This window comes from Sporosarcina sp. Y838, assembly GCF_056786515.1.
This window is the reverse complement of record NZ_JBXCJD010000027.1, coordinates 1-24,175: the sequence shown is the minus strand read 5'-3', so window position 1 is coordinate 24,175 and position 24,175 is coordinate 1. Positions and strand designations below refer to the sequence as shown.

Annotated in this window: 21 protein-coding genes; 5 read left to right on the top strand and 16 right to left on the bottom strand. The window is 38.4% G+C overall.

The window, feature by feature from the left end; genetic code table 11:
* Positions 1–425: 425 nt before the first annotated feature.
* The 3 genes from AC1TO4_RS18480 to AC1TO4_RS18470 form a co-directional block, all read right to left on the bottom strand.
* A complete protein-coding gene (locus AC1TO4_RS18480; RefSeq protein ID WP_482100630.1) occupies positions 426–1,025 on the bottom strand; it encodes a YpjP family protein in 600 nt (199 codons plus the stop codon).
* A gap of 268 nt (positions 1,026–1,293) precedes the next feature.
* Positions 1,294–2,073: a class I SAM-dependent methyltransferase gene (locus tag AC1TO4_RS18475; protein WP_482106494.1), complete on the bottom strand. Its 780-nt coding sequence runs from the start codon at positions 2,071–2,073 to the stop codon at positions 1,294–1,296.
* A complete protein-coding gene (locus AC1TO4_RS18470) occupies positions 2,073–2,507 on the bottom strand; it encodes a BrxA/BrxB family bacilliredoxin (RefSeq protein ID WP_482106493.1) in 435 nt (144 codons plus the stop codon). Before AC1TO4_RS18470 ends, AC1TO4_RS18475 begins: the two co-directional genes overlap by 1 nt.
* Before the next feature lie 373 nt (positions 2,508–2,880).
* Here AC1TO4_RS18470 and AC1TO4_RS18465 point away from each other — a divergent pair, with 373 nt between their 5' ends.
* A complete protein-coding gene (locus AC1TO4_RS18465; RefSeq protein ID WP_482106492.1) occupies positions 2,881–3,102 on the top strand; it encodes a YuzF family protein in 222 nt (73 codons plus the stop codon).
* Between the two features lie 34 nt (positions 3,103–3,136).
* Entirely contained in the window at positions 3,137–4,030 is an 894-nt protein-coding gene (locus AC1TO4_RS18460; RefSeq protein WP_482106491.1) for a manganese catalase family protein, read from the top strand.
* Positions 4,031–4,235: 205 nt separating this feature from the next.
* On the opposite strand, the gene AC1TO4_RS18455 is transcribed toward AC1TO4_RS18460, so the two are convergent.
* The 6 genes from AC1TO4_RS18455 to AC1TO4_RS18430 form a co-directional block, all read right to left on the bottom strand.
* Positions 4,236–5,426 (bottom strand): Bcr/CflA family multidrug efflux MFS transporter, encoded by a 1,191-nt coding sequence (locus tag AC1TO4_RS18455; RefSeq protein ID WP_482100636.1) that lies wholly within the window; start codon positions 5,424–5,426, stop codon positions 4,236–4,238.
* A 156-nt stretch (positions 5,427–5,582) separates the two neighbouring features.
* Positions 5,583–6,008 carry a hypothetical protein gene (locus AC1TO4_RS18450; protein WP_482106490.1) on the bottom strand — a complete coding sequence of 142 codons (426 nt, stop codon included), beginning with the start codon at positions 6,006–6,008 and terminating at the stop codon, positions 5,583–5,585.
* Between the two features lie 202 nt (positions 6,009–6,210).
* The gene (locus tag AC1TO4_RS18445; RefSeq protein ID WP_482106489.1) at positions 6,211–7,338 is read right to left on the bottom strand and encodes a virulence factor; all 1,128 of its coding nucleotides are present in this window, start codon (positions 7,336–7,338) and stop codon (positions 6,211–6,213) included.
* Between the two features lie 18 nt (positions 7,339–7,356).
* Positions 7,357–9,237, bottom strand: a complete 1,881-nt coding sequence (locus AC1TO4_RS18440) for an ABC-F family ATP-binding cassette domain-containing protein (RefSeq protein WP_482106488.1) — start codon at positions 9,235–9,237, stop codon at positions 7,357–7,359.
* A 413-nt stretch (positions 9,238–9,650) separates the two neighbouring features.
* Positions 9,651–11,243 (bottom strand): long-chain-fatty-acid--CoA ligase, encoded by a 1,593-nt coding sequence (locus AC1TO4_RS18435; protein ID WP_482106505.1) that lies wholly within the window; start codon positions 11,241–11,243, stop codon positions 9,651–9,653.
* A gap of 255 nt (positions 11,244–11,498) precedes the next feature.
* Positions 11,499–11,735 (bottom strand): hypothetical protein, encoded by a 237-nt coding sequence (locus AC1TO4_RS18430; RefSeq protein WP_482100641.1) that lies wholly within the window; start codon positions 11,733–11,735, stop codon positions 11,499–11,501.
* A 571-nt stretch (positions 11,736–12,306) separates the two neighbouring features.
* Between AC1TO4_RS18430 and AC1TO4_RS18425 the strand changes: the two genes are divergently transcribed.
* A complete protein-coding gene (locus AC1TO4_RS18425; protein WP_482100642.1) occupies positions 12,307–13,797 on the top strand; it encodes a peptide MFS transporter in 1,491 nt (496 codons plus the stop codon).
* Positions 13,798–13,960: 163 nt separating this feature from the next.
* Positions 13,961–14,977, top strand: a complete 1,017-nt coding sequence (locus AC1TO4_RS18420) for a DUF1646 family protein (RefSeq protein ID WP_482106487.1) — start codon at positions 13,961–13,963, stop codon at positions 14,975–14,977.
* A 55-nt stretch (positions 14,978–15,032) separates the two neighbouring features.
* On the opposite strand, the gene AC1TO4_RS18415 is transcribed toward AC1TO4_RS18420, so the two are convergent.
* The 6 genes from AC1TO4_RS18415 to AC1TO4_RS18390 form a co-directional block, all read right to left on the bottom strand.
* A complete protein-coding gene (locus tag AC1TO4_RS18415; protein ID WP_482106486.1) occupies positions 15,033–16,001 on the bottom strand; it encodes a proline dehydrogenase family protein in 969 nt (322 codons plus the stop codon).
* Positions 16,002–16,078: 77 nt separating this feature from the next.
* Positions 16,079–16,753 carry an amino acid ABC transporter permease gene (locus AC1TO4_RS18410; RefSeq protein ID WP_482100645.1) on the bottom strand — a complete coding sequence of 225 codons (675 nt, stop codon included), beginning with the start codon at positions 16,751–16,753 and terminating at the stop codon, positions 16,079–16,081.
* Positions 16,754–16,773: 20 nt separating this feature from the next.
* Positions 16,774–17,622: a transporter substrate-binding domain-containing protein gene (locus AC1TO4_RS18405; protein WP_482106485.1), complete on the bottom strand. Its 849-nt coding sequence runs from the start codon at positions 17,620–17,622 to the stop codon at positions 16,774–16,776.
* Positions 17,623–17,851: 229 nt separating this feature from the next.
* Positions 17,852–19,507: a methyl-accepting chemotaxis protein gene (locus tag AC1TO4_RS18400; RefSeq protein WP_482106504.1), complete on the bottom strand. Its 1,656-nt coding sequence runs from the start codon at positions 19,505–19,507 to the stop codon at positions 17,852–17,854.
* 298 nt (positions 19,508–19,805) lie between these two features.
* Entirely contained in the window at positions 19,806–20,630 is an 825-nt protein-coding gene (locus AC1TO4_RS18395; protein WP_482106484.1) for a GNAT family N-acetyltransferase, read from the bottom strand.
* A gap of 116 nt (positions 20,631–20,746) precedes the next feature.
* A complete protein-coding gene (locus tag AC1TO4_RS18390) occupies positions 20,747–21,484 on the bottom strand; it encodes a DUF2161 domain-containing phosphodiesterase (protein WP_482106483.1) in 738 nt (245 codons plus the stop codon).
* A 290-nt stretch (positions 21,485–21,774) separates the two neighbouring features.
* Here AC1TO4_RS18390 and ilvA point away from each other — a divergent pair, with 290 nt between their 5' ends.
* Complete coding sequence (gene ilvA, locus AC1TO4_RS18385) at positions 21,775–23,043, top strand: threonine ammonia-lyase IlvA (RefSeq protein ID WP_482106482.1); 1,269 nt, start codon at positions 21,775–21,777, stop codon at positions 23,041–23,043.
* 74 nt (positions 23,044–23,117) lie between these two features.
* Here ilvA and ypfJ read toward each other — a convergent pair whose 3' ends face one another.
* Positions 23,118–23,966: a KPN_02809 family neutral zinc metallopeptidase gene (gene ypfJ / locus AC1TO4_RS18380; RefSeq protein ID WP_482106481.1), complete on the bottom strand. Its 849-nt coding sequence runs from the start codon at positions 23,964–23,966 to the stop codon at positions 23,118–23,120.
* Between the last annotated feature and the right edge of the window lie 209 nt (positions 23,967–24,175).

Sequence of the window (24,175 nt, the reverse complement as noted above, 5' to 3'; positions counted from 1 at the left end):
AAGCAGTCCTGTAAATAACGTAGTTAAAATAATGACACTATAGAATATAGCTAGAATCCAATAGATAAAATCAATCCCCCTAGCAGTAACTTAAGAAGCCAGCAACTTATCAAATATAGCTCCTATATTAAGATACGTCCAAGACTAATGAGAAGTTTCATTTATTGGTAATAAACTGCTTTTAGGCCACACGGAGAAATTGAAACTGATTTAATCGATGGTCAAAATATTAAATTCCAATCAAAGGGCACGTCATTTCGACGAGCCCCCATCTTTAAATTTATGATTAAGCCAAGAACACCCGTGACTTCAGTCGTGGGAGGTTCATGAGTGTTTAGAGTCTCTAACTAATGATTTTTCCGCTCATAAACCCTTTATGTAGGGCATCCAAAAATTAAATAAAAACACACCCCCAGCGTGGTTATTTAAGATAACCACTTTGGAGGTGTGTCTTTTGCCCAATATATGTCGCCAATTGAGTAATGAGCTGTAAATTCATCTTCGGCGATATGATAATGAAAGTTATAGAAGTAGCCGTCTTGAGGCCTTTTCTCAGTTCGTACATGAAAACGAATAAGATCTTTCCTATCATCCAAATCATATACATTAAATATTTTCTCCGAATAATCTCCGGCAGGCTTTTCACTGATAGCTAAACGCCGTTTATGAAGATTATCGGATTTTTCAAGTGTCATCTGAATGGCTTCTTCAATTTTCGGGAAAATGATATTATCAAAATCATCGGCAATTACTGGCCCAACTTTTGTACCGAATTTCATATAGGATAGTCTTTTTGCAGAAGTGATAAATAGTTCTTCTAAGGAATCGGAGCTCCCCATCAGATTTTCTTCATCTAAAGAATCGGCTAATCCAATCGAATAATCTGTACTCTGTAAGGGTCTATCCGAAATTTTTGAAAGACCTTTGTCTTGCAAGTTAGTCCAAATTTCATGATTTGGTGGAATTGCACCAAATGTCAAAAGTGCTACGGCAACAATGAGCGTTTTCTGGAACCACTTTTTCATAGTATCTCACCCGCAATTTAGTATATTTTAATATTCTATTTTGACGAAAAGCTATTGAAAAGGTTTCTTCTTTCTCACTTTCATTGTACAATAATAACGTAGATAAATGTTCGTTTTCTTGAAGGAGGTACTCATTAATGGATGTACAATTGTTTATCGGCCTAGGGATGCTCGCATTGATCCTATACCTAAGCTCATTGAATTTCACACATTAATAGCGATAAACGCCGTCGTCCACTTCTTTTGGATGACGGCGTTTTTAATTTCTTCACTTTTGGATAAAAGCAAAATGGAATTTCGTATTCGGTCTTACTACTTGTTCCATATGAAATCTTTCGAATACGGGTGAATCAAAACGATCTTTTACAACAACACGCCGTTTACATACACGTTGTGCCTGTTCTATCCATTCATCTGTAAGCGATCTATGTACACCAGCTTGACGCAGTGGTGTGAAATTGGATGATTCGACAATAGGTGTATGAAACATCGGATCTATATAGACAATATCCCAGGAAGAATCGGATAGCTTACTTAAATAATCAATTGCCTCCGACTGAATAACTTCTATTCTTAGCATGGCCAAAGTAAGTTGTTCAGAATGGGAAGGAAATGAACGAAGTCCCCGACCGGTTATAAATGCAATTGAAGGATCAGCTTCAATCCCTAACACTTTACCGTTTTCTCCTGTTATGAAAGATGCGGTAATGCTGTCTGATCCAAGACCAAGCGTACAATCGAGAAATGAATCTCCTTTACACAATTGAGCTGTCTCAATTAATGGATCCTTTTCCCCGTTCGCAAGCCGTTTCAATCTGAACGCGGCCGAATTGGGATGAAAGAAAAATGGGTCTTCCATTCCAATCCGATATAACTCATAGCGATTCTTGCCCGCTACAAGCACATCCGCGCCACTAGTTTTCTGCATCCCGTGAATAGACTGTTTATTTCGTTCGACAATCGGATAACCGAGAGCTCTAGAAGCTTCTAATGCAAGTTGTATCGATTTATCATTTGGTCTGCCGGCAGTCGTAATGACTGTACCCATTATTTACAAATTTGGTCGAGTACTTCTGATAGATGGTCTTTAATTTGTTCCATTTCGAAATTTTCGATTTGTTCTCTTGGTATAAAATAAGCTAATGCTCCATCTTTCCAAAGGGCAATCGAAGGTGAACTCGGCGGTACTTCTGGGAAATAATCTCGCATCATTTCAGTCGCCTCTTTATCCTGTCCAGCAAATACAGTCAACAAGTGATCTGGTTTATGTTCGGCTCCTTTTAATGCTTCTCTGACAGCTGGGCGCGCCAAACCTGCGGCACATCCACAGACCGAGTTGATCACTACCAGTGCAGTCCCCTCAAGTGTTTTCATAGTACTTTCGACATCCTCAGACGTCGTTAATTCCGTAAATCCAGTCCCTACAAGCTCTTCACGCATCGGTTTAACGATACCTTTCATGTACTCATCGTAAGCATTCATGTTTTCGCCCCTTTTCATATGTGTTCAAATTCGCTTTGTAAATCAAGTTCCACGAGTTCTATTCTACCTTGTCTTTCATAATTTTTCACGGTTCTTCACTTTATATGTTAGATTCTATGATTTCTTTTAGTTGTTACGAACGCATAAAATAGCCACCTTCTCAATCGATCTTGTGCTGTTACTTCCTTCCTGGCTATCGATACATACTGACATCCATTCGAAATGAGCAGTCGCCTTTTAACAATTTTACACCAAGTTTTTTTGCTACTATCTACTTTAAATTTACTAATCAAGATCCATGCAGTACCTCATAATCATAAAGTTCCGCCTTCGCCCATATACTAGGTCGAATCTGAAGAGAGGTGGGATAAGTATGAATGGACAACAATCGGAAGTCAAAATGGTAAGTGTATTCGACCCTTACTTTTATCAATCCTTACTAAGTTTCAGGTCAAAAAATATCGTTATTCAAACAACGAAAAATCCGATACAAGGTTTATTAATAACAGTCATGCCTGATCATGTTGTAATTAACGTGAGCGACACGCCATTTTACGTTAGACTGCAAGAAATTGTCTGGGTTTCACTTACATGAATTTCAAAGATTCATAATGGAGGGAGTGAATCAATTGATCAAACGTGTAAATCAATTACCGATTGATCTACCTATCCCAGAATACGGGGATGCTAACGCAGCTTCTGCGGTTCAGGAACTGTTGGGCGGAAAATTTGGAGAAATGTCAACGCTTAATAACTATATGTACCAATCATTTAATTTCAGGCAGAAAGGAAAGCTCAGGCCTTTCTATGATTTAGTTGCGAGTATTACCGCAGAGGAGTTCGGTCATGTTGAACTCGTTTCTAACACGATAAATATAGTGAATCAAGGTACATCTTTTACAGCAGACCCAAACTTAACACCTTTACAAAATGCTAAAGATAAGCGGAATACGTATGCCTTCATAGCAAATGCACAAACTTCAATGCCCGGAGACTCAATGGGCAATCCATGGCGCGGAGATTATGTGTTTTCCAGTGGAAATTTAGTACTTGACCTATTGCATAACTTCTTTCTTGAATGCGGAGCAAGAACGCATAAAATGCGTGTATATGAAATGACAGACCATCCAACAGCAAGAGAAATGATTGGTTATTTGCTCGTTCGGGGAGGTACACATATACTCGCCTATGCAAAAGCGTTAGAAATGGCCACTGGCACTGACTTGACAAAGATGCTACCAATACCTAATTTAGATAATCGCGTCTTTGATACTGCAAGAAAATATGAAAATCTAGGATACGGTAATGTATTATTTACTTGGAATGATACTGGAGAATACAAGGACATACGTCAGATTTGGAAAGGGACCAATCCAAGTAGTGGTGAAAAGCTATTTGTAAAAGAAGGCATGCCAAAAGGCTATGAAATTCCTGATTTTGAGGGTATCCCTGAAGAGTTTGCACCCGGTATCGGCAGAGATGAGTATGAGCAAATTGCTCGGCGGTTGTTGTCGGGTATGTAGTCAAGAATGGGTCATTTAAAAATTGAAACTTGCCCACACAATAAACGCGAAAATATCAACGTTTAACACTTAGCCAAGACACATCTTCATTAATTCTAACACCACCATTAATTGCCGCTCCAGCTCCATAAAACTGTGTTTACAATCTCTTGAAAACAGCCACCTACTCTCAATTGAGTGGGCGGCTGTTTTTCTGTTAGTTTCGTTAGACTTTGACTCTTGAGAGTCTAAAATACGCGAGGCCTGCAATTAAACTTGATGCGAAGATAATGATTCCCATTGGGATTGCTGTCTCTTCTCCTGCTATTCCAACAAGTGGCGCCGTGATTGCACCTAAAATGAATGGTAGTAATCCAAGTAAAGCAGATGCACTACCTGCAATATGCCCTTGTTTTTCCATCGCGAGTGAGAAGGATGATGTCGAAATGATCCCAATCGAAGCGACGAAAAAAAAGATAGGAATAACGATTGTAATAAGTGGTCCATTTAATAACACGGCAATCAGCAGCAATGTGCCTGAAGTAATAGAAAGGAACAAACCCGATTCTAAAAATCGTTTTTCAGATACAACACCCGTTAAGCGTCCTACTACCTGCGCGCCGATGATAAGTCCAAATCCATTCATACCGAATAGTATGCTGAATGTCTGCGGAGAAACTCCGTATATATTTTGATAAACAAACGGTGTCCCAGCGACATAAGCAAAAATGCCAGCCATAATGAAACCTTGTGCAAGTGCATACCCCATAAACTGTCTATCTTTTAACAGTGACAGAAAGTTTTTTATCGTATGAGAAAGATTACTTGGCATGCGCATCTGTTCAGGCAAAGTTTCATCCATTCTCCATAAAACAATGACAAACAACAAAAAGCCGATTGCACTCAAGACTGCAAATATACCAGTCCACTCAGTAAACGCTAGGATGCCTCCCCCAAGAACAGGTGCGAGGATTGGTGCCAAGTTATTAATAAGCATGAGCAAAGCAAAAAACTTTGTCAATTCCCGTCCGCTGTATAAATCTCGGACGACAGCCCTAGAGATAACGATACCCGCAGCGGCAGCAAAACCCTGCAAGAAACGCGCTGCAATGAAAAAGCCGATATTTGGAGAAATTACACATAAAATTGATGCGACAAAATAAGCAATAAGTGCCATCAGCAACGGCTTTTTCCGTCCATGGACATCACTCATTGGGCCGATTATAAGTTGGCCTAACCCTATACCTAGGAGGCAAGCAGTTAAACTGACCTGTACATAGGTAGCCGTAGTACCAAAAGCACTTACAATTGTCGGAAATGAAGGTAGATACATATCAATTGTTAACGGTCCCAATGCTGCTAATGTACCCAGAAGTAATGCAAATCGTATTCGTTTATTTCCTTTTAGTGGTCCCACGTTCAATAACGACCTTTCTCTGATAAAAAATTGCATAGGTATGTGATGATATCCTACGGAAGAATCACAAGTGTTCTACTATATCACCAAAACACCAAACATAAAAGTAGGATGATTTTGTTTCAAATCATCCTACTTTTATGTTTGAGATTAGCATTATTCTAAGAATTCTTTATAAGCGATAACTTTTAATGCCAAAATTTCTTCCTCTGTGAGCTTTCCTTCTAAATCCACTAATAGTTCCTGTATTTCCTCGTTCGACATTCCACTTTGAGCTTTAGAGTGAATAGATTGGAGTTCACTGAATCCGACTTTTTTGATTAAAACTCTTGTTGCTTGCTCTTTTGTTGTGAAAGGAAGATTATTATTATCAACATTTGCACCTTCTTCAATGATACGCATTAATTCAGGGTCCTCAGCCACCATTTGTTTGATTTCGTTTAATTGTCCACTGTTTTCTAATTCAGTAGTTACAACGTTCATTACTTTGTCCGATGCGATATTGGTTCCAAAATGATAGATTCCATATCCTACTCCGCCGATAATTAATAGTAAGAGGATAAGGATTTTCAACAGTTTCATTCATCTTCCTCCCATTTTTCATAGCATAGGAAACTAGAAAACCACGTACTGTGGATAAGACGCAAGATAGAGATTTCACATCAAGGCTCTAGCATCTCTTAACAGACACTTGTGTTTTTCTGATTTAGAAAAAACGTTAGCGAAATGTAAGTTCTCACATCCACTAACGTTTAACATCTAAATAATCGCACTCGTTATATTACTATTTTGAGCCTGTTCGCGCTTCTGTCATTTGTTTCCAAACTGACCCCTTGGCATCTTCGCCTTCAGCAATTCGGGCAATTGCCATACGAATTTGAAGCTTAACTTCGAACTCCGGATCGTTTTCAGCCTTTTTCAAAGCAGGCAACGCCGCTTCAGTTCCTGTTTCATATAAAAACATAGCCGCACGCCAGCGAACTAGTTTATTCTTATCATTCAATATTTCAATTGCCGCCTGTTCGAACCCCTCGAAACCAAGGTCACTCATGCAGTCTCCCGCCGTCCTACGCACCGCCCAACTTCTGTCTTTAAGTGCTTTTTCAATATACGGAATAACTGCGACGTCTTCAATCATACCCAGGTAAACCGTTGCGAGGCGTCTAATTGACATCTTTTCATCGTCCAGTGCCCGCTCCAGAAGTGCTGCATCCGACATGTCGGGATCAGGTATTTGATCAAGTAGTTGAAATCTATTCTCCCATTGGTCAACTGAGAAGTCCTCCAGTGAAATTTTTCTACCGCTCTGGACACCTTCACTTTGTCCTTCATTCGCCTGACGGACAATCTCAAGTAATCGTTCTTCTGGATAAGCCGCCTCTATTTCCTGAATCACTGTTTCACCGATTTCAGCCTTTTCTCCGTAACGAATTCCATAATCTGCCCATTTACGCAATAAAATATAATTTTCCACTTCTCGCCCATGAACCTTCTCCATTGCTTGTACAAAACGGTCACTTAGACCGAAACGTTCTTCTGATTCGCTATCAAAAACTTTTACTTGTAGCGGAATATCTTTGTAGGTTTGAACATGTACGTATACTTCGCCAAAACTATCGTCGATCTCCACTTCAATTTCCGTTTCTTCACTCTGCTCTTCATTGAAAACGGCTCGGACACTAGCAAGTATCGTTTCCCATGCAACGTTCCCTATGCGTTCAATCGCCATAAAGTTTATGACATGGTAAATTCCTTTTATGCCATGAATGTTCAATAAAGCTGAAATCGGGTGCGGTGCGGACCCCATATCCTCTTTTTTATAGTTATGACTTATCATTTTGGGTAGCTCAGTATCGAGAATGATTTTCATTGAGTTCGGACTTGGTGTCGGTTCAATCGTTACTATTTTCAAGTTCATTTGCCCCTTTCGTTAGGACTTATTCAATTCTTGTAAGAACGACCAGCGTTCAATAAGACTTTCATATTTACCGTTCAATTCTCCAAGTGATGACGTTAAATCTCTTAATTTATCGTAATCAGACCCAGCGGACGCCATTTCTGCTTCCGTGGATTCGATTAATTTCTCAACTTTCTCGATGTCCGACTCAATTGTTTCATATTCTTTCTTTTCAGCGTACGATATCTTCCTTTTTAGTTCCTGTTGAATCGGCTCTTCTATTTTAACGATTGGTTCGTGTACCACTACTTCTTTTGGTACATACGTTTCTAGGAAATCAGAATAAATACCAAACCAGGTGTCGACATCCCCTGATCCATCCATTACCCATAATTTTTTTGATGTACGATCTAAGAAGAACCGGTCATGTGAGATAGTGATAACAACACCCGGGAATGTATCGATGAAAGATTCCAATACAGAAAGGGTTTCAAGGTCAAGGTCGTTTGTCGGTTCATCCAAAATCATGACGTTAGGTTGTTCCATAAGTAGTTTTAGTAAATATAGTCTTTTTCGCTCGCCACCTGATAGTTTACCGATGGGTGTCCCGTGTGCTTGTGTAGGAAATAAAAAACGCTCCAACATTTGAGAAGCTGAAATGCGGACACCATCAGCATCTTCGATATCATTCGACGTATCACGAATATATTCGATAATTCGTTTTTTCTCATCCATTATTGGCGTGTGTTGTTGGAAATGAGCAATTTTTACTGTTGTTCCTTTATCGATGATTCCGCTGTCCGGTTCACTTTCACCGGATAACATATTCAATAACGTCGTTTTTCCTGCCCCATTAGGTCCGACAACCGCGATACGGTCACCTGATTGTAGAATGCACGAGAAATCATCAATGACTTTTCTTCCACCGAACGACTTCGAGATGCCTACCGCTTCAATCACTTTCTTGCCTAGTCGCGTCGACTTAAGCGCGACGTCCATTTCTCCGCTCGTGTCTTCTTTTTTAACCTTTTCCGCTAGTTCATCAAAGCGCCCAATCCGTGCTTTTTGCTTGGTCGATCTTGCTTTCGCACCTCTTCTAATCCACTTCAATTCAGATCGGTACTGATTGCGAAGCTTATCATCTGTCGATGCTGCCATCTCCGCACGAATTGCTTTCGACTCAAGATAATTTCCGTAATTACCTGTATGAGAATATAACGTTTTATCAGCAAGTTCATAGATGCCAGTTGATAACTCGTCCAAGAAGTAGCGGTCATGGGTAACAAAGATAACAGCGCCTTGTTCATTTTTCAAGTAATCTGACAGCCACATGATCGAATTTACATCTAAATGGTTTGTCGGTTCATCGAGAAGTAAGAGATCTGCAGGCTCAATTAGAACTTTTGCGAGCGTTACCCTCTTTATTTGTCCACCCGAAAGTTCACTCATCTTCTTATCAAACGTTTCAATGCCAAGTTTCGATAAAATTGTACGGGCTTTTGAATTTATATCCCAACCGGATAAATCGTCCATCTCATTTTGATATTTCGAGTATTGGTCCTGATTCAGTGTAGATTCAGGATTTGCAGAAAGTGCTTGAAGTGCATGCTCATACTCTAAGTTAACCTTGATAATCGGTGCGTCACTCTTGAACACTGTTTCCATAACAGTAAGTTCTGGGTCGACTTCAGGTTCTTGAGGTAAATATACAATTCGGTATCTATTCGGATGATCGGTCGAAATCGAATCGGCTTCTTCGACTCCTGCAATGATTGACAGTAAAGTTGACTTACCTGTCCCATTGATGCCGAGCAAACCCACTTTTTCTCCACTCGCAACCGTAAAGGCTATATTTTTAAACAAAGTTTTTTCCCCAACTGTCTTTGTGAGGTTTTCAATAATTAATTGGCTCATGATTACACTTCCATTTCTAATGACTACCTTATTCTATCATAGCCGATTAACATAGCTTTTTAAAAGTGTATTGTACTATTAAATGCATCTTATCATCTAAAAAATGCATGTTACGTGAGATTAATTTCCACTAATTCCATGAAGCGGTACAATTCCATCAATACGTTTCTTGAGAAAGGATGTGATAATCATTCAAAAGCTTTTTCAAATGCTCCTGCAGAAGTCAAACAAGCATTCCAAATCGATATGGGAATGTTATATGAAATTAACGGTGAAAAACATCATTTTTTAGCGTTCTCTATGTTCCCGGAACTACATTGCTGTTCTTCGGATTCTCATTGCTCGTTATGAGGAGGGAAATTGAAAAAGCTTGTAAGTACATAACTCAATGTACTTACAAGCTACTTATCATTTTAATTTACAAGGCGACCTTTTATTCCTTTTTCTTCCCAATAAGCATCACGAATTTGAACTTTCAGTATTTTTCCGGAGGCTGTTTTCGGAAGTTCATCTACAAAAGTAATCCCAGTTACTGCTTTGAAATGAGCTAATCTTTCTTTGCAATATGCGATAATCTCCTGTTCGTTCGAAGTCATATTTTCACGTAGTACAATAAAGGCGTGTGGCGTTTCCCCCCACTTCTCATGCGGTACCGCTATGACCGCAGCCTCGAGAATTGCCGGATGTCCATAAAGGACTCCTTCGACTTCAATTGAAGATATATTCTCCCCACCGCTGATAATAACATCTTTTTTGCGGTCCACTATGTTGATGTATCCATTTGCGTCAATGGTCCCCATGTCGCCCGTCAATAGCCGCCCGTTTTGTAGTACCTCTTCCGTAGCTTGATCATTTTTCCAATAACCTTTCATGACGCCATGGCTACGCACCGCCACTTCCCCAACTTGTTTGCCGTCATGTGCAACCTCGTCCCCTTGTTCGTCTAGAATCTTTACATCGCTTCCAATCATCGAATAACCAGCTTTTGCTTTTAATTCAATTTGTTGCGCTCTTGATAGTCCGGTTAAATGCGAGCGAATTGTTGAAATCAGGCTGAGTGGTGATGTTTCTGTCATGCCATACACTTGGATGAATTCCCAACCCAACTCTTCCTCGACACGATTGATGAAAGCGGGAGGCGGTGCAGATCCTGCAATGACAACACGAATATCTTGTTCGATTACCGGATGATGCTGATCATGGTATAGCAATAATGCGTTCAATACAGTGGGTGCCATGTGTAAAATAGAAACTTTGTGTTCTTTAAGCGCATTAAAAATGGATTCTGGAGTGGATTTTCTTGAGCAAATATGTGTAGCTCCATTTGCGGTGTAATAAAATGGTGATCCCCAGCCATTCACATGAAACATTGGGAGCACATGCAGATAAACATCCGAGTCAGTAACCCTTAAATGGTGCATTGTACTAAGTGCATGTAGGTAATTGTTGCGATGTGTCAACATGACGCCTTTTGGATTTCCAGTGGTACCGCTCGTATACAGTAAACTGCAGACATCATTTTCATCAAGTTCAGTCCGGTTAAATGGCTCAGTTGAAAAAGAGGCTAACCATTCATCATAGCTCGTTTCACTAGTATCAGAATCCTTATAATGAACAATAATATGCTTGATTGTTTCAAACTTGTCTATTACTGGACTGATTAATTCATAGAGGTCTTGATCGACAAAAAGCACTTTTGATTCACTATGGTTCAGAATAAAGGCATAGTCTTCCGGTTTTAATCTAATATTCAAAGGAACCATGACTGCTCCAAGTTGAAACACGCCATAAAATCCCTCTAGCATTTCAAGTGAATTCCCCGCTAAATATGCAACTTTATCACCTTTACATATCCCTAATTCACGTAGCCCATGTGAAAGCTGATTGACTCTCTCATTCAGTTGATAATAAGTATATTTACGTCCTTCGCAATATACCGCTTCCTTTTCTCCATATAAAGAAACTGCACGGTCAAGAAATTGCGGTAATAGTAGTGGTACATTCATCCATTTCACCCCATCATTTTTAATTAGTATATACCATTTAGAATTTTCCGTCATCACTAAATATCCTGCGATTTATTTCTAAATAAATTCAGAAATGAAATTTCAATGCAAAACTATTAGTTTAATAAAACACAAAAAACTTACCTGTTTGCCAGAATGCACAGGTAAGTTCTATATTTTTACTTTTTACGCCAGAATTATCCGATGTAAGCATAAATACCTTAGATAAATTTATTCTTTAGAGATATTTTATTTTCATTGTCTTTTAACCACAGTTTTACTACCTGAGTAAAGCCCACTCGCAGAAAGCCCCATCATTAACCCAATGAGTATCGCTGCCTTGATATCATGAGGGTATATATATACAACTCCACCTACAATTCCGAAGAGAATGGCTGTTACCGGTAATAATTTTTTTGGCATACCGTACATTTTCAACAACTCCACTATTCCAATGATAAGTGGAATTAAAACGACATCATAGATTTCCAACGTTTCTCCTCCTGTACTAGTTAGTCGATAACCAATTAATTTCTTTTTTTGGTAAATGACTGCACAAATTTCAATGCGGAGTTAAGTGGAGGTTAACGGAAATGGCTGTAGAGTGACTATCGTTATGTATGGAACGAACATTCGTCCCTATCGAAGTATCAGATTGCGAAATTGTGAGTTTCAAAATGTAAAAGAGCGACTTAAATATAATACTTCTAAGAGAAGCATCATCATTCCACTTTTCCTGAGAAGTGTTCCGACGCAAGCGCTACAAAAAGAGTTGTAGATAGTCATATAGCTTCAAGTTTCCCAATGGTTTGGTTTGGTTCAGTTTTTGTATTCCTTTAACTATATGAACAAAAGTTTGTTAACATGAACTATAAATAAATTAAATATATTAATATAGTATAAATATATTTAGTAATTATCTATTTGATCCATTAGAAAGATTCTAACAACATTGAAATGTTGTAATTACAACGTTATTCAAAAACACAGTATTTCTAACAACTATTTTTGACAATTGAAAACGTTTGATTGTATTATAGTAGAATATGAAGGAGGCATTATTATGTCACAGATATCAAAAAAACAAATCGTGGAAAGTGTCCCTCAAAAAGGTTTCTTTGGGCATCCAAAAGGTTTGTTCACATTATTCTTCACAGAGTTTTGGGAACGATTCTCTTATTACGGCATGAGAGCAATCCTTGTGTTCTATATGTATTACGAAATATCAAGTGGCGGCCTCGGACTAGACAAAACAGTTGCATTGTCTATTATGTCCATTTACGGTTCCCTTGTGTACATGTCAGGGATAATCGGTGGTTGGTTAGCTGACAGGATTTTCGGTACATCTAAAGCGATTTTTTATGGTGGAATTTTCATCATGCTTGGCCATATCGCCCTTGCAATTCCTGGTAACATTACATTATTCTTCGTTTCAATGGTACTCATTGTAATTGGTACTGGTCTATTAAAACCTAACGTTTCTAGTGTTGTTGGGGACATCTACCCGGAAAATGATAACCGTCGAGACGCGGGATTCAGTATCTTCTATATGGGTATAAACATGGGTGCCTTTATCTCTCCACTGATTGTCGGAGAATTAATGAAGACAAGTTTCCATCTTGGTTTCGGTGTTGCGGCAGTCGGGATGTTCATTGGACTGTTGATATTTATACTTACGAAAAAGAAAAGTCTTGGACTTGCTGGTACGCAAGTAGCAAATCCATTGGAAGCGAGCGAGAAGAAAAAAGTATTCTCAATTTTTGCGATTAGCGCTATTGCGATTGCAATTCTCGTCGCCATTGCCATTCCCCGTGGCTGGCTTACATTTGACTCATTCATTGCAATTGTCGGGATTCTCGGCTTCTTGATCCCTACAGCCTATTTCGTTGTAATGTATAGAAGTTCGAAAACGAATGATGATGAACGCTCACGTATTATTGCGTTTATTCCACTCTTCGTGGCTTCAGTTATATTCTGGGCAATTGCTGAGCAAGGATCAACAATACTTGCATTATATGCGGATACACGGACAAATCTTAATATCTTTGGCTATCAGATTTCACCAGCCTTTTTCCAATCATTTAATCCTTTATTCATAATCACTCTGGCACCATTCTTTGCATGGATTTGGATGAAACTTGGTGATCGGCAACCTACTATTCCGCAGAAGTTCTCCCTTGGACTACTATTTGCCGGATTGTCTTTCATCGTTATTTTAGTGCCTGGCTATTTGGGAGGTACGGATGCACTTGTAAGTCCACTGTGGCTCATTTTAAGCATCTTCATCGTCGTCCTAGGAGAATTGTGTTTATCACCCGTAGGTTTATCTGCAACGACAAAACTGGCTCCTGCAGCGTTCTCTGCGCAGACAATGAGTCTATGGTTTCTTTCAAACGCAGCTGCACAAGCATTAAACGCACAACTTGTAAAATTATACAAACCTGAAACAGAATTAATGTACTTTGGAATCATCGGCGGGACGGCAATACTATTTAGTATTCTACTCTTCGCAGTTTCTCCAGTTATCCAGCGTTTTATGAAAGGCGTACGTTAAATAGAAATATTATTAAAACAGGCGGCTCCGCTAGTAATAGGGGCTGCCTGTTTTTTTACTCATTTTCAAGTTGTGGTTCAAGCTTTTTCATAGGTATTTTCCTTTACTATTTATAATAAGATAATTAATGGACTCTTATTAAATTGAATAATGGAGGTATATCATGCTACTTGGCTTGACTATAATTTTAATACTGGTTTTATTTTTGCCCTTTACAATGAAAATAGTTGAAAGGAATTTAGAATTCTTTTTATTCATCATGGGTATTTTCGCAGTTCTGGTTAGCCAGGTACTTGACTCCTATCTCATATTAAAAGCGTTGGAGGATCCGGTAAATATTACATTAGCGGTTATAATTGCCGGGCTATTGTTTCGGTGGCTTCGAACTCCTTTTCACAAAGGAGTACTGATTATGAGCAAAGCAATTCCTTTCCGCTTATTTATAGCACTCAATGTTATCGTTCTAGGATTACTTTCAAGTGTAATTACTGCAATTGTTGCTGCAATTGTATTGGTTGCAATTGTCGGTGTGTTACGACTTGATAGGAAATCTGAAATACGTTTAGTAATAATTGCTTGTTACTCAATTGGACTCGGTGCGGTCTTGACGCCTATTGGCGAACCACTTTCAACCATTGCCACTAGTAAATTAGATGAGGACTTTTTCTATTTGCTACGCCTAATCGGACCCGATATCATTCCTGGAGTTATTGCTTTTGGCATACTAGCTGCAGTAATGATCAACCCTTCAAAAAAGTTAAACAGATATAAAACAATTCCTGTTACGGAATCATACATCGAAATAATTATTCGGGGCTTTAAAGTCTATTTGTTTGTAATGGCTTTAACATTGCTCGGAGCTGGCTTTGAACCATTTATCGAAAATTATTTACTCGACATGAATCCTTTGATTCTTTATTGGATTAATATGATTTCAGCAGTGCTCGACAATGCCACATTAGCAGCCGCAGAAATCAGTCCTGAGATGAATGATTCGACAATTAAGGCCCTTTTACTAGGCCTGCTTATAAGCGGAGGAATGTTAATACCAGGAAACATTCCTAATATTATCGCTGCAGGAAAGTTGAATATTAAAAGTATTGAATGGGCACGTTTTGGCGTTCCAATCGGGTTAATTTCGATGGTCATTTACTTCGTAGTCATTATTACAGTGGGCTAAATTGAAAAAGGTGTAAAATGAGAAGCATCTCATTTTACACCTTTTTATTTTAATGTTATTTTTTCTTGGTAAATCTTCCAACTGCAAAAGCTCCGACTGCTAAACCAAGCACTGTATTTGTTTTTTTGTTAAATACTTGTTTGACAATAAGATTCATGTTTTGCGGCCTTTCAGCAAGACGACGCATGAAATAGCCGTACCAATCATTTCCGAAGGGTACGTAAGTGCAGAAATTATACCCTTCACTGGCCAATTTTAATTGCATATCTTTTCTGAAGCCGTATAACATTTGGAATTCAAATTTATCATACGGAATATTATTATCCTTAACAAATTGTTTCACATGATTTATGACGTTGTGATCGTGTGTAGCAATCGATGTAAATTTACCATTTAGCAAATGCCATTCAATTAACTTAATATAGTTTTCATCAATTTCATCTTTATTTTGATAAGCATATTGTTCAGACTCTTTGTATGCACCTTTTACTATTCGCAAGCGGAAATTCTTATACTTTTGAATATCTCCTACTGCACGGAAGAAGTAAGCTTGAATGACTGTTCCTATATTATCATATGTCCTCGATAATTCATCAAGTAGATCAAACGATGGTTGCAAACGAGCATGATCTTCCATATCGAAGTTTATGAAGATATCGTAGTTCTTTGCCTTAGAAACAATCTCTTTTAGATTTTCCAAACAAAAATCAAGATCTATATCCAAACCTAGTTGAGAAGGTTTCAATGAAATATGGGCATCGACTCCATGTTGATGGATTGCTTCAATTACTTCAAGTATTTGTTTTTTTGCAGCTAATGCTTCTTCTTTTGCATAAACAAACTCACCCAGATTATCTACAGTACAAGAAATACCATAAGAGTTTAACTCTTTAATGCTTTGGATTGTTTCTTCTACATTTGTTCCTGCTACTACGTTTTGCGCACCAAGTTTCAATCCGTATTTTTTAGCAGCACTATTCAATAACTGATTTTGAGATAACCCGATAAAGAAATCCTTCAACATATCGCATGCTCCTCAACTATGTTTTTGATTCCATTATATCATGCGCTCTTACTGAAATGACAGATGATGAAAACATATTAAACGTAATTTGAACGTTTCTCAAGTTGGCTTTGCCATATTTCGACTAGCAAACAAATACCCCAGTAAATAAGGCCAACCAAAATATAAACTGTCATATAATCGAATTCTCTTCCCCCGACGATTTTTGCACGCTGAAACAAATCAGGTACTGTAATCATCGCCGCTAACGATGATGCTTTGATTAAATCTAGCATAACGTTCGACAATGGCGGAATGGCTATGCGAGTCGCTTGAGGTATGATAACGGAATACATTGACTGCATATATGACAAACCCAAGGCAGTAGAAGCTTCCCATTGACCTTTATCGACTGAGTTAAGCGATGACCGAATTATTTCGGCCATATAGGCGGATGAATGAAGACTAAAGCCTATTAACGCTGCTGTAACGGCAGTAAACTCTATGCCTATATTCGGCAATCCGAAATATAACAAAAATAGAAATACCAGCATGGGTGTTCCCCGCATATAGGAAATATAGATTCGAGAAGGCCACCTGAATAGTAGCAGTTTAGACGTCCTACCAAGCGCCAGGATTAAACCCAGAACTAATCCGAATGCCATCCCTCCAAAAGAGATGAGTATCGTGAAACCAACACCTTGCAAAATATACGGAAATGATTCGATAGCAAGTGGCAAGTCAAAAATGTGGTTCCATTCAATTCCACTCACTTTATAACCCGCCTTTCCAATTATTCAATATCATAATCTTTTTCAATGGACACGTCTTCTCCGTCAAAAAACTTTTCAGCTAATTGTGAAATCGTACCATCATCTTTCATTTCAACTAGCACAGTATTTACTTGTTCTAGTAAATCCTTACTGTCCTTTTTCATAATGATTGCCTGGACATTGGGATGATACTTTATGTCTGGATGAATCATAATCTCAAATTCAGGAAAAGCTTTTAGAGCAAGTTTTTGTAAATAATAGTCATTTAAAATAACATCCGTTCGGCCAATTTCAACGTCTCGTAAGTAAACATCATTTGTTACATTGTCATAAATAGCCTCTTCTGCGCCGTATTCTCGACCGACTTGCATGTATACCGAAGTCGCTGCACCTGCTGCTTTTTTACCTTTTAAATCTTTAAGTGATTCAATTCCTGAATGATCTGATTTACGTACAATTGCTGTACCAAACGAATACTTATATGGTTCTGAAAAAGTAAATTTTTCTTCCCGTTCGGGCGTAATTTCAATATCGTTCACAGCGAGATCGACCTGCCCACTGTTCAAGGAAGTTAGCATTCCATCTAGCCCCATCTCAACGAAATTAATATCCAAATCAAGGCGCTTACCCAGCTCTTTCATTATTTCTACTTCATAACCTGTCAGTTCTTTACTCTCGCTATCATGAAAAGAAACCGGATAAAGTGTACCAGATGTCGCTACTACAATTTCACCTTTTTCTTTTATTTTCTCCCAACTAGAAACTTTTTCATCTTCTTTAGCGTTGGAACCACAAGCTGCCAGAACAGTAATTGTTAATAGCAGCAGAAAAGAAAGAATCCTCTTATGTAGTTGTTTTTCTCTTGTCATGAAATCTCTCCGTTCTATCAAGTATTTTATATATCATGTCCACTAAAAAATTATAATGTATTCCTCTATGAATTGTAAGTTTTCGGATCTAAAAATAAATTCACAGACGGTACATCAACTTTCAAAGTAAGTAGGAATTCTAATTTATGTTCCCTATCAACCGAATTAAAAATTCCTTTTCATGACAAAACCCATAAAAGTAATTGCTTTTACGGGTTTTGTCATTATATCATTTCAGTTTGAATTGCCCTACAAGTTCCTCGAGATCCTGTGCCATCTGACTCATTTCAGTTGAATGCGCGGCAACTTCATCAATAGAAGCTGAAGTCTGTTCCGTAGCCGCGGAAATACTATTTGTCTTATCTTCGATTAAATGGATTGAGTGAGTCAGTTGACTAATTAGCCCTACCACCCGTTCAGAGTTCTCCGCTTCAGCTGTCGTTAATTCTGAAATCAAATTTATTTCTTTCACAGTTTCTGAAACAGCACTGGATATATTACTTAATGAAACTGCGGTCAAACGGACGGTTTCAGTACCCGATTCAATTAGCTTATTGCTATCTGAAGTGGAACTAACAACTTGCCCTATACTTTCTGTTATATCGCGTACCAATTTTTCTACTTCCAACACTTCCATATTGGACTGTTCCGCAAGTTTTCGTACCTCTTCTGCTACAACTGCGAACCCTTTACCATGTTCACCGGCTCTTGCAGCTTCGATCGATGCATTTAACGCAAGTAGATTTGTCTGTGCGGCAATTCCTGCAATTGAACTTGTGATATTTTGGATTTTTGTTGTAGATTCAATCAGTTTTTGAATTGTACCTCCAGCTTCATTTGAAGAAATCCTGATTTTTTCCATATCACTGCTAATTTCATTCACGCTAAGTTGTCCTTCTTTAGCAATTTGCATCGTTTGTTGTGACTTACTCACACTAAGATCTGCTATTTCTTTTGAATTTTGGAGATCGCTTGCTAAGGATGATAAGATCTTCGATGCGTTCTCTGCATTGATGGTACCATCTGAAATAGATGCAGCTGTTTCGTTCATGTTGTGTGCAACCTGCTGAATAGCCATCTGCATTTCATTCAAAGATGCCGTCGTATCAAGAGAGTTTTTTGTCAATTGGACAGATGTGCTTTTCACAGTACCAATCATATTACGCAAGTTCGCTGTCATTGTATTCAATGTACGACCGAGATCTCCTACTTCATCATTGCCCTTTACAACTGTATCTTCGATTGCAAGATTGCCTTTCGCAATTTCTTTTGCATGGGAAATTAATACAGAAATTGATTTTGTTTTACGTCGGATTAATAGGATTGTTCCAATTGAAGCAAGAATCATTGGTATCAAGCTTATGAGAATACCATTACGAACGACATCCCATGTCCTGCCTGCTACAATTGAACCATCAAAGTCTATAACGCTTATTGCAATAATTTCTTCAGTTGGATCGTGATTTTTAAATATCGGTGCATAACCGGACAAGTGTTCCATACCGGCGAATTCATAGAGCTCTGAATAAGTTGAATGCTTAGTTTCCAAAAGCATTGCAATTGCTTCCTCATCGACCGTAACGGATTTTCCCGGTTTAAACCCTGATTTCTTCAAATTATCATCAAGAGCAAGTATTTTTCCATCTAAATCAATAATGTATTGCGTTTCGAAAATGGGTTTATGGTTGATTGTCCAGTTTAGTTGTTTACCAACCTCGTCCATGACTCCAACGTCGCCTTCGAGCATTTTATCTACATCTTCCGGGCGAATTAAACCAGTTGTAATATTGGCGCAGCCGTATGCCTCTACACCAGCTGCATCATATAATTTGGCGTAAGCTGTCTTATATGTAGCAACGGAAGTAATCGCCAGCATCGCAACCATGATGCCCACGATTATTGTTCCCAACTGTATCGTTAATGTATTTTTCACTATTTTCCCCCTAGCATTCTACTAGTCTATTTTACCCTACATTATAATAAGAGAAAAGGTCAAAAACGGCCAATTATTCGACAAACTCGATCTGATATAAAAACATCCCTTTGTATAAGTTTAACGGAATGCTATTAGGTCTCCTAAGCAATCTAGTATGCTTCTTTTGTATCGAAATTCTATAAATACAGAATAGCTGATGCCCTTTCCGCCGGTATGGCGAAATAGCTTCAGCTTGTTCAAGTTTAACTTATTCTTTGTTCTTCCTAAAATAATCCTGCCCCTGCACTTTTACAAATCCAACTGATTCATACAAGGTTAGCGCACGATTATTTTTCGCTTCGACTTCAAGTCGTATTCGATTACCAGCATCATGTTCACGCTTAATAATGTTTCGCAAAACTTTTCTACCGTATCCTCTTCCCTGAAATTCTGGGAGGACAGCGAATCCATAAATCCAAGCATCGCCGTCCATTCGGTTGATACGAACCTTTCCTACTGTCCTGTTATCAGCTTCAATCATTAAAAACTGCTCATCCGCTCTTTCTTTTATCCGTTCCAGATGAGACCTTGCATCTTCTTCATCCATGCCAAAAGCAAGTACATCAAGCAATACTTCTAAATCAGCGTCCCGCGGTTTTGCGGAACGTAAAAGAACTTCGTCACTCGGCTCAATTGTTTTTTCCTTCCAGACCATTTGAAATTCAGAAAACGCATAAGTGTAAGGTTGGTTAGATATCCAGCTCTTTGCTGTGTCTGATGAAGAAGGTGCGTTCAATAAAACCGTTTCAAAGCTATATTGTTCCATTAGTACTAATGCCTGAGTCCATAGTTTCGTAAAATGGCCTTTCCTTCTTTCTTCAGGCTTCACCATTCCACAAACCTCAACTGTAGATCCGAAACTATATAAAGCTAGGAAAGCGATCAGTTCCCCATTTTCTATATGAAAGAAATCCATTTGACGTCCATCTCTTTCACGGAGCATTTCCCAGTTGAATTTCAATTGAAAACCGTCTGCTTTCTCACATTGGTTTTGTAGTTGCTTTATTGCAATTAATTGACTCTCATTTAACATACAATTTCCCCCAATTTAAATACACATAGCTCTTCTTATGTATTGACTCTATCAATAATAGCACGTAAAACAATATCTTCTATTTAAATTTATTCTACAAATTCTTGCAAGGCTGCTCATTGGTCATTGTGTTTTTTTACAACTTCACAATAATGGCTATACAGTTCGGGAATGGCACCCAATTCATTTTTACCAGTATCATTAATTGTATATATTCCCCTACTGACTCTATCAAACCATCCATAATAGTTTTTATTTAGAATTGTAATTGTCTTTTCTCCTGTCCCCATCTCACGCAACGATTTTGGAGATAAGGGACCATAATGTAAAAAACAGCAGGCAATATGAATACAATTTTCTTTATAAGCTGTATTAATTTTAGTCTGGCTACTTCCACCAATGTTAAAATCACTGAGTCTACCTGCTATTTCTGTTAACATATCTGACCGTTTTTTCGTGCTGCGCTGCATGCTTTTTTTCCGATCAAAAGAAGTGGGATGAAATATAATTTTCGCTACGGCAACTTCTTCTTGAAATGATACGGTGATCAAACCTAACTCAAGCCTCCTCACCAAATGGCAAGTATCTTTCCACTTTTTCGAGCGAAAACTGATTTTGGGTTTAGGTATTGCAACATAGACCTGATTCGTCAATCGCTGTCTTTTTGTTGCCTGCATCAGTAAATCAATATTAAGAGTGAGCTTCATCTCTATGAGAATTAATTCCTGTTCTTTCACCGCGGCTATATCACACTCGTTCACTTCACCATAAACATCGTACCCCTGCCATGTAAAGTATTCTTTAATCGGTTGATAAAGATCAATTTCATAACGTTTCTTCGTTTTATCTGACATAGCTGACCATCACCTCTTCTTAATGGTATAGAAAATAGATTGGAACTGCTATTCAAACATATTTTTATGGGATAAAGCTTTTTTTACGAGGTGGGATCAGGAGCTCAACATTTCCACACGTTGATGTTTTACATTTCACTGGGGTGGAGAAGCATTCATTTATGTAAACTATACAATCCATTGGAAATAGCACCTACAATAAATAACGCACAATTAAGAAGATTCTCATGCACATACGCAGGATTTCATGTTATCATTGGAAAACGATATTGAAGGGTGTTGAGATTACAATGAACATTATGAAGACAGAACAAACTGGAATTCAAGTGGAAGACATACTAATTGCCAATCAATTATTAAAAGATGTAGTCGGACATACCCCTCTCCAAAAAAATGAACGACTATCAGAAAAGTACAATTGTCGTGTCTATGTAAAGAGAGAAGATTTACAACATGTCCGTTCTTTTAAATTAAGAGGTGCCTACTATAAAATCAAAACGATTGAAGCAGCAGCACTCGAAAAAGGAGTGGTCTGCGCCAGTGCGGGTAACCACGCCCAAGGGGTCGCTTATGCATGTGCACATCTAGGTATAGATGCAAAGATCTTTATGCCGCAAACTACCCCAAAACAAAAAATTGACCAAGTTAAAATGTTTGGTAAAGGCTTTGTTGAAATTATATTAGTAGGTGATACATTTGATGATTCTTCTGAAGAAGCTTTCAAATGCGCTGATGCAGAGGACCGAATATTCATCCATCCCTTTGATGATTACGATATTATTGCTGGACAAGGGACAGTTGCAGTTGAAATGATGAATGACATTGAAGAACCAATTGATTTTGTGTTCGCTAGTATTGGCGGTGGCGGGCTAATGGCAGGTTTGAGCACTTACATTAAAAATGTTTCACCGAACACTAGGATGATTGGTGTAGAGCCAGAAGGTGCAGCAAGTATGAAAGCAGCTTTAAAAAATAATGAAGTGACAACCTTAAATTTCATTGATAAATTTGTCGACGGGGCAGCTGTTAAAAGTGCAGGTCAATTTACTTTTGAAATCTGTCGCAAATATCTAGATGATATTGTTCTTGTTCCTGAAGGTAAAGTTTGTACGTCTATATTGGATCTATACAATGAACATGCAATCATCGTGGAACCAGCTGGAGCTTTACCAATCGCTGCCCTAGATTTCTATAAGGAAGAAATTAGTGGCAAGTCAGTGATCTGTGTAATTAGTGGTGGGAACAACGATATCGGACGGATGCAAGAAATTAAAGAGAAATCCTTGATTTATGAAGGACTCTTATATTATTTCATTGTCAACTTCCCACAGCGTTCAGGTGCATTACGTCAGTTTTTGGACGAAGTACTTGGGCCAGATGATGATATTACAACATTTGAATATACGAAAAAAAATAACAAGGAAAGCGGTCCGGGGCTTGTCGGGATTGAACTGAAGAATAAGTCAGACTATGCTGGACTTATTCAGCGGATGGATCAATGCGGTTTCATGTTTAAAGAAGTTAACAATGATAGTACACTGTTTGATTTACTAATTTAATCTTCTAATGAAAAAATCTTGCTCACAGCTAAATGGCTGTAAGCAAGATTTTTTTCTTCACAATATTTTTTTAATTAAAACCCACTTGCTTCAAATGTATTTCCACCTTCAATGGTTCCATTTTCAAAACCTTTTGTAAACCAGTTCATCCTTTGCTCAGAGGTTCCATGTGTAAAACTATCAGGAACAACATATCCTTGTGTTTTTTTCTGGATACGATCATCCCCTACAGCACTTGCTGCGTTAATTGCTTCTTCAATATCTCCTGCTTCAAGAAAATTATTGTCATTCTGATGCTTAGCCCATACACCAGCGTAATAATCAGCTTGTAACTCCATATTCACTGAGTATTTATTGAATTCTTCCTTGCTAAGTTTCGAACGAAGTGCATTTGCTTGCTCAGTGATACCTAATAGAGTTTGCACATGGTGCCCAACTTCATGGGCGATTACATAGGCCATCGCAAAATCACCTGGTGCTTGGAATTCGTCTTTAAGTTCCTGATAGAAGCTCAAATCGATGTAGAGTTTATGGTCACCAGGACAATAAAACGGACCCACAGAAGAGCCTGCAACACCACAAGCTGATTGGACTTGGTCTGTGTATAAAACGAGCACCGGTTCCTCATACACTTGGCCTTGCTCACGGAATAATTCGGTCCAAACTACTTCTGTATCAGCTAAAACAACAGATACAAATTCAGCGAGTTCTTTTTCTTCAGCAGTTTCCTCGTAAGGGACCGAACTCCCTGAATCGGAATTCTGTGTACCATTTAAGATATCGCTTGGATTACCTCCAAGAAAAGTAATAATTAGTATAATTATTAAACCACCAATTCCACCTCCCGCTAATGCTATACCACCTTTACCCTTCCCTCTGCGATCTTCTACGTTTGAGCTTCTTTTTCTTCCTTTATACTCCATACCATTTCCTCCTGTTGTTAAATTTGAATAGTTGATTGAACTAAATATTTTTACTTATCTCTTGCTATACCCCAAAGCACATATCCTAATTCTTTTAAAGTTCAAATAATCCATAATCGAGTAGGAGGGAGTGATTAACTCCCGACCTCTCACACCACCGTACGTACCGTTCGGTATACGGCGGTTCAATTAAGATTGATGACGCAAAG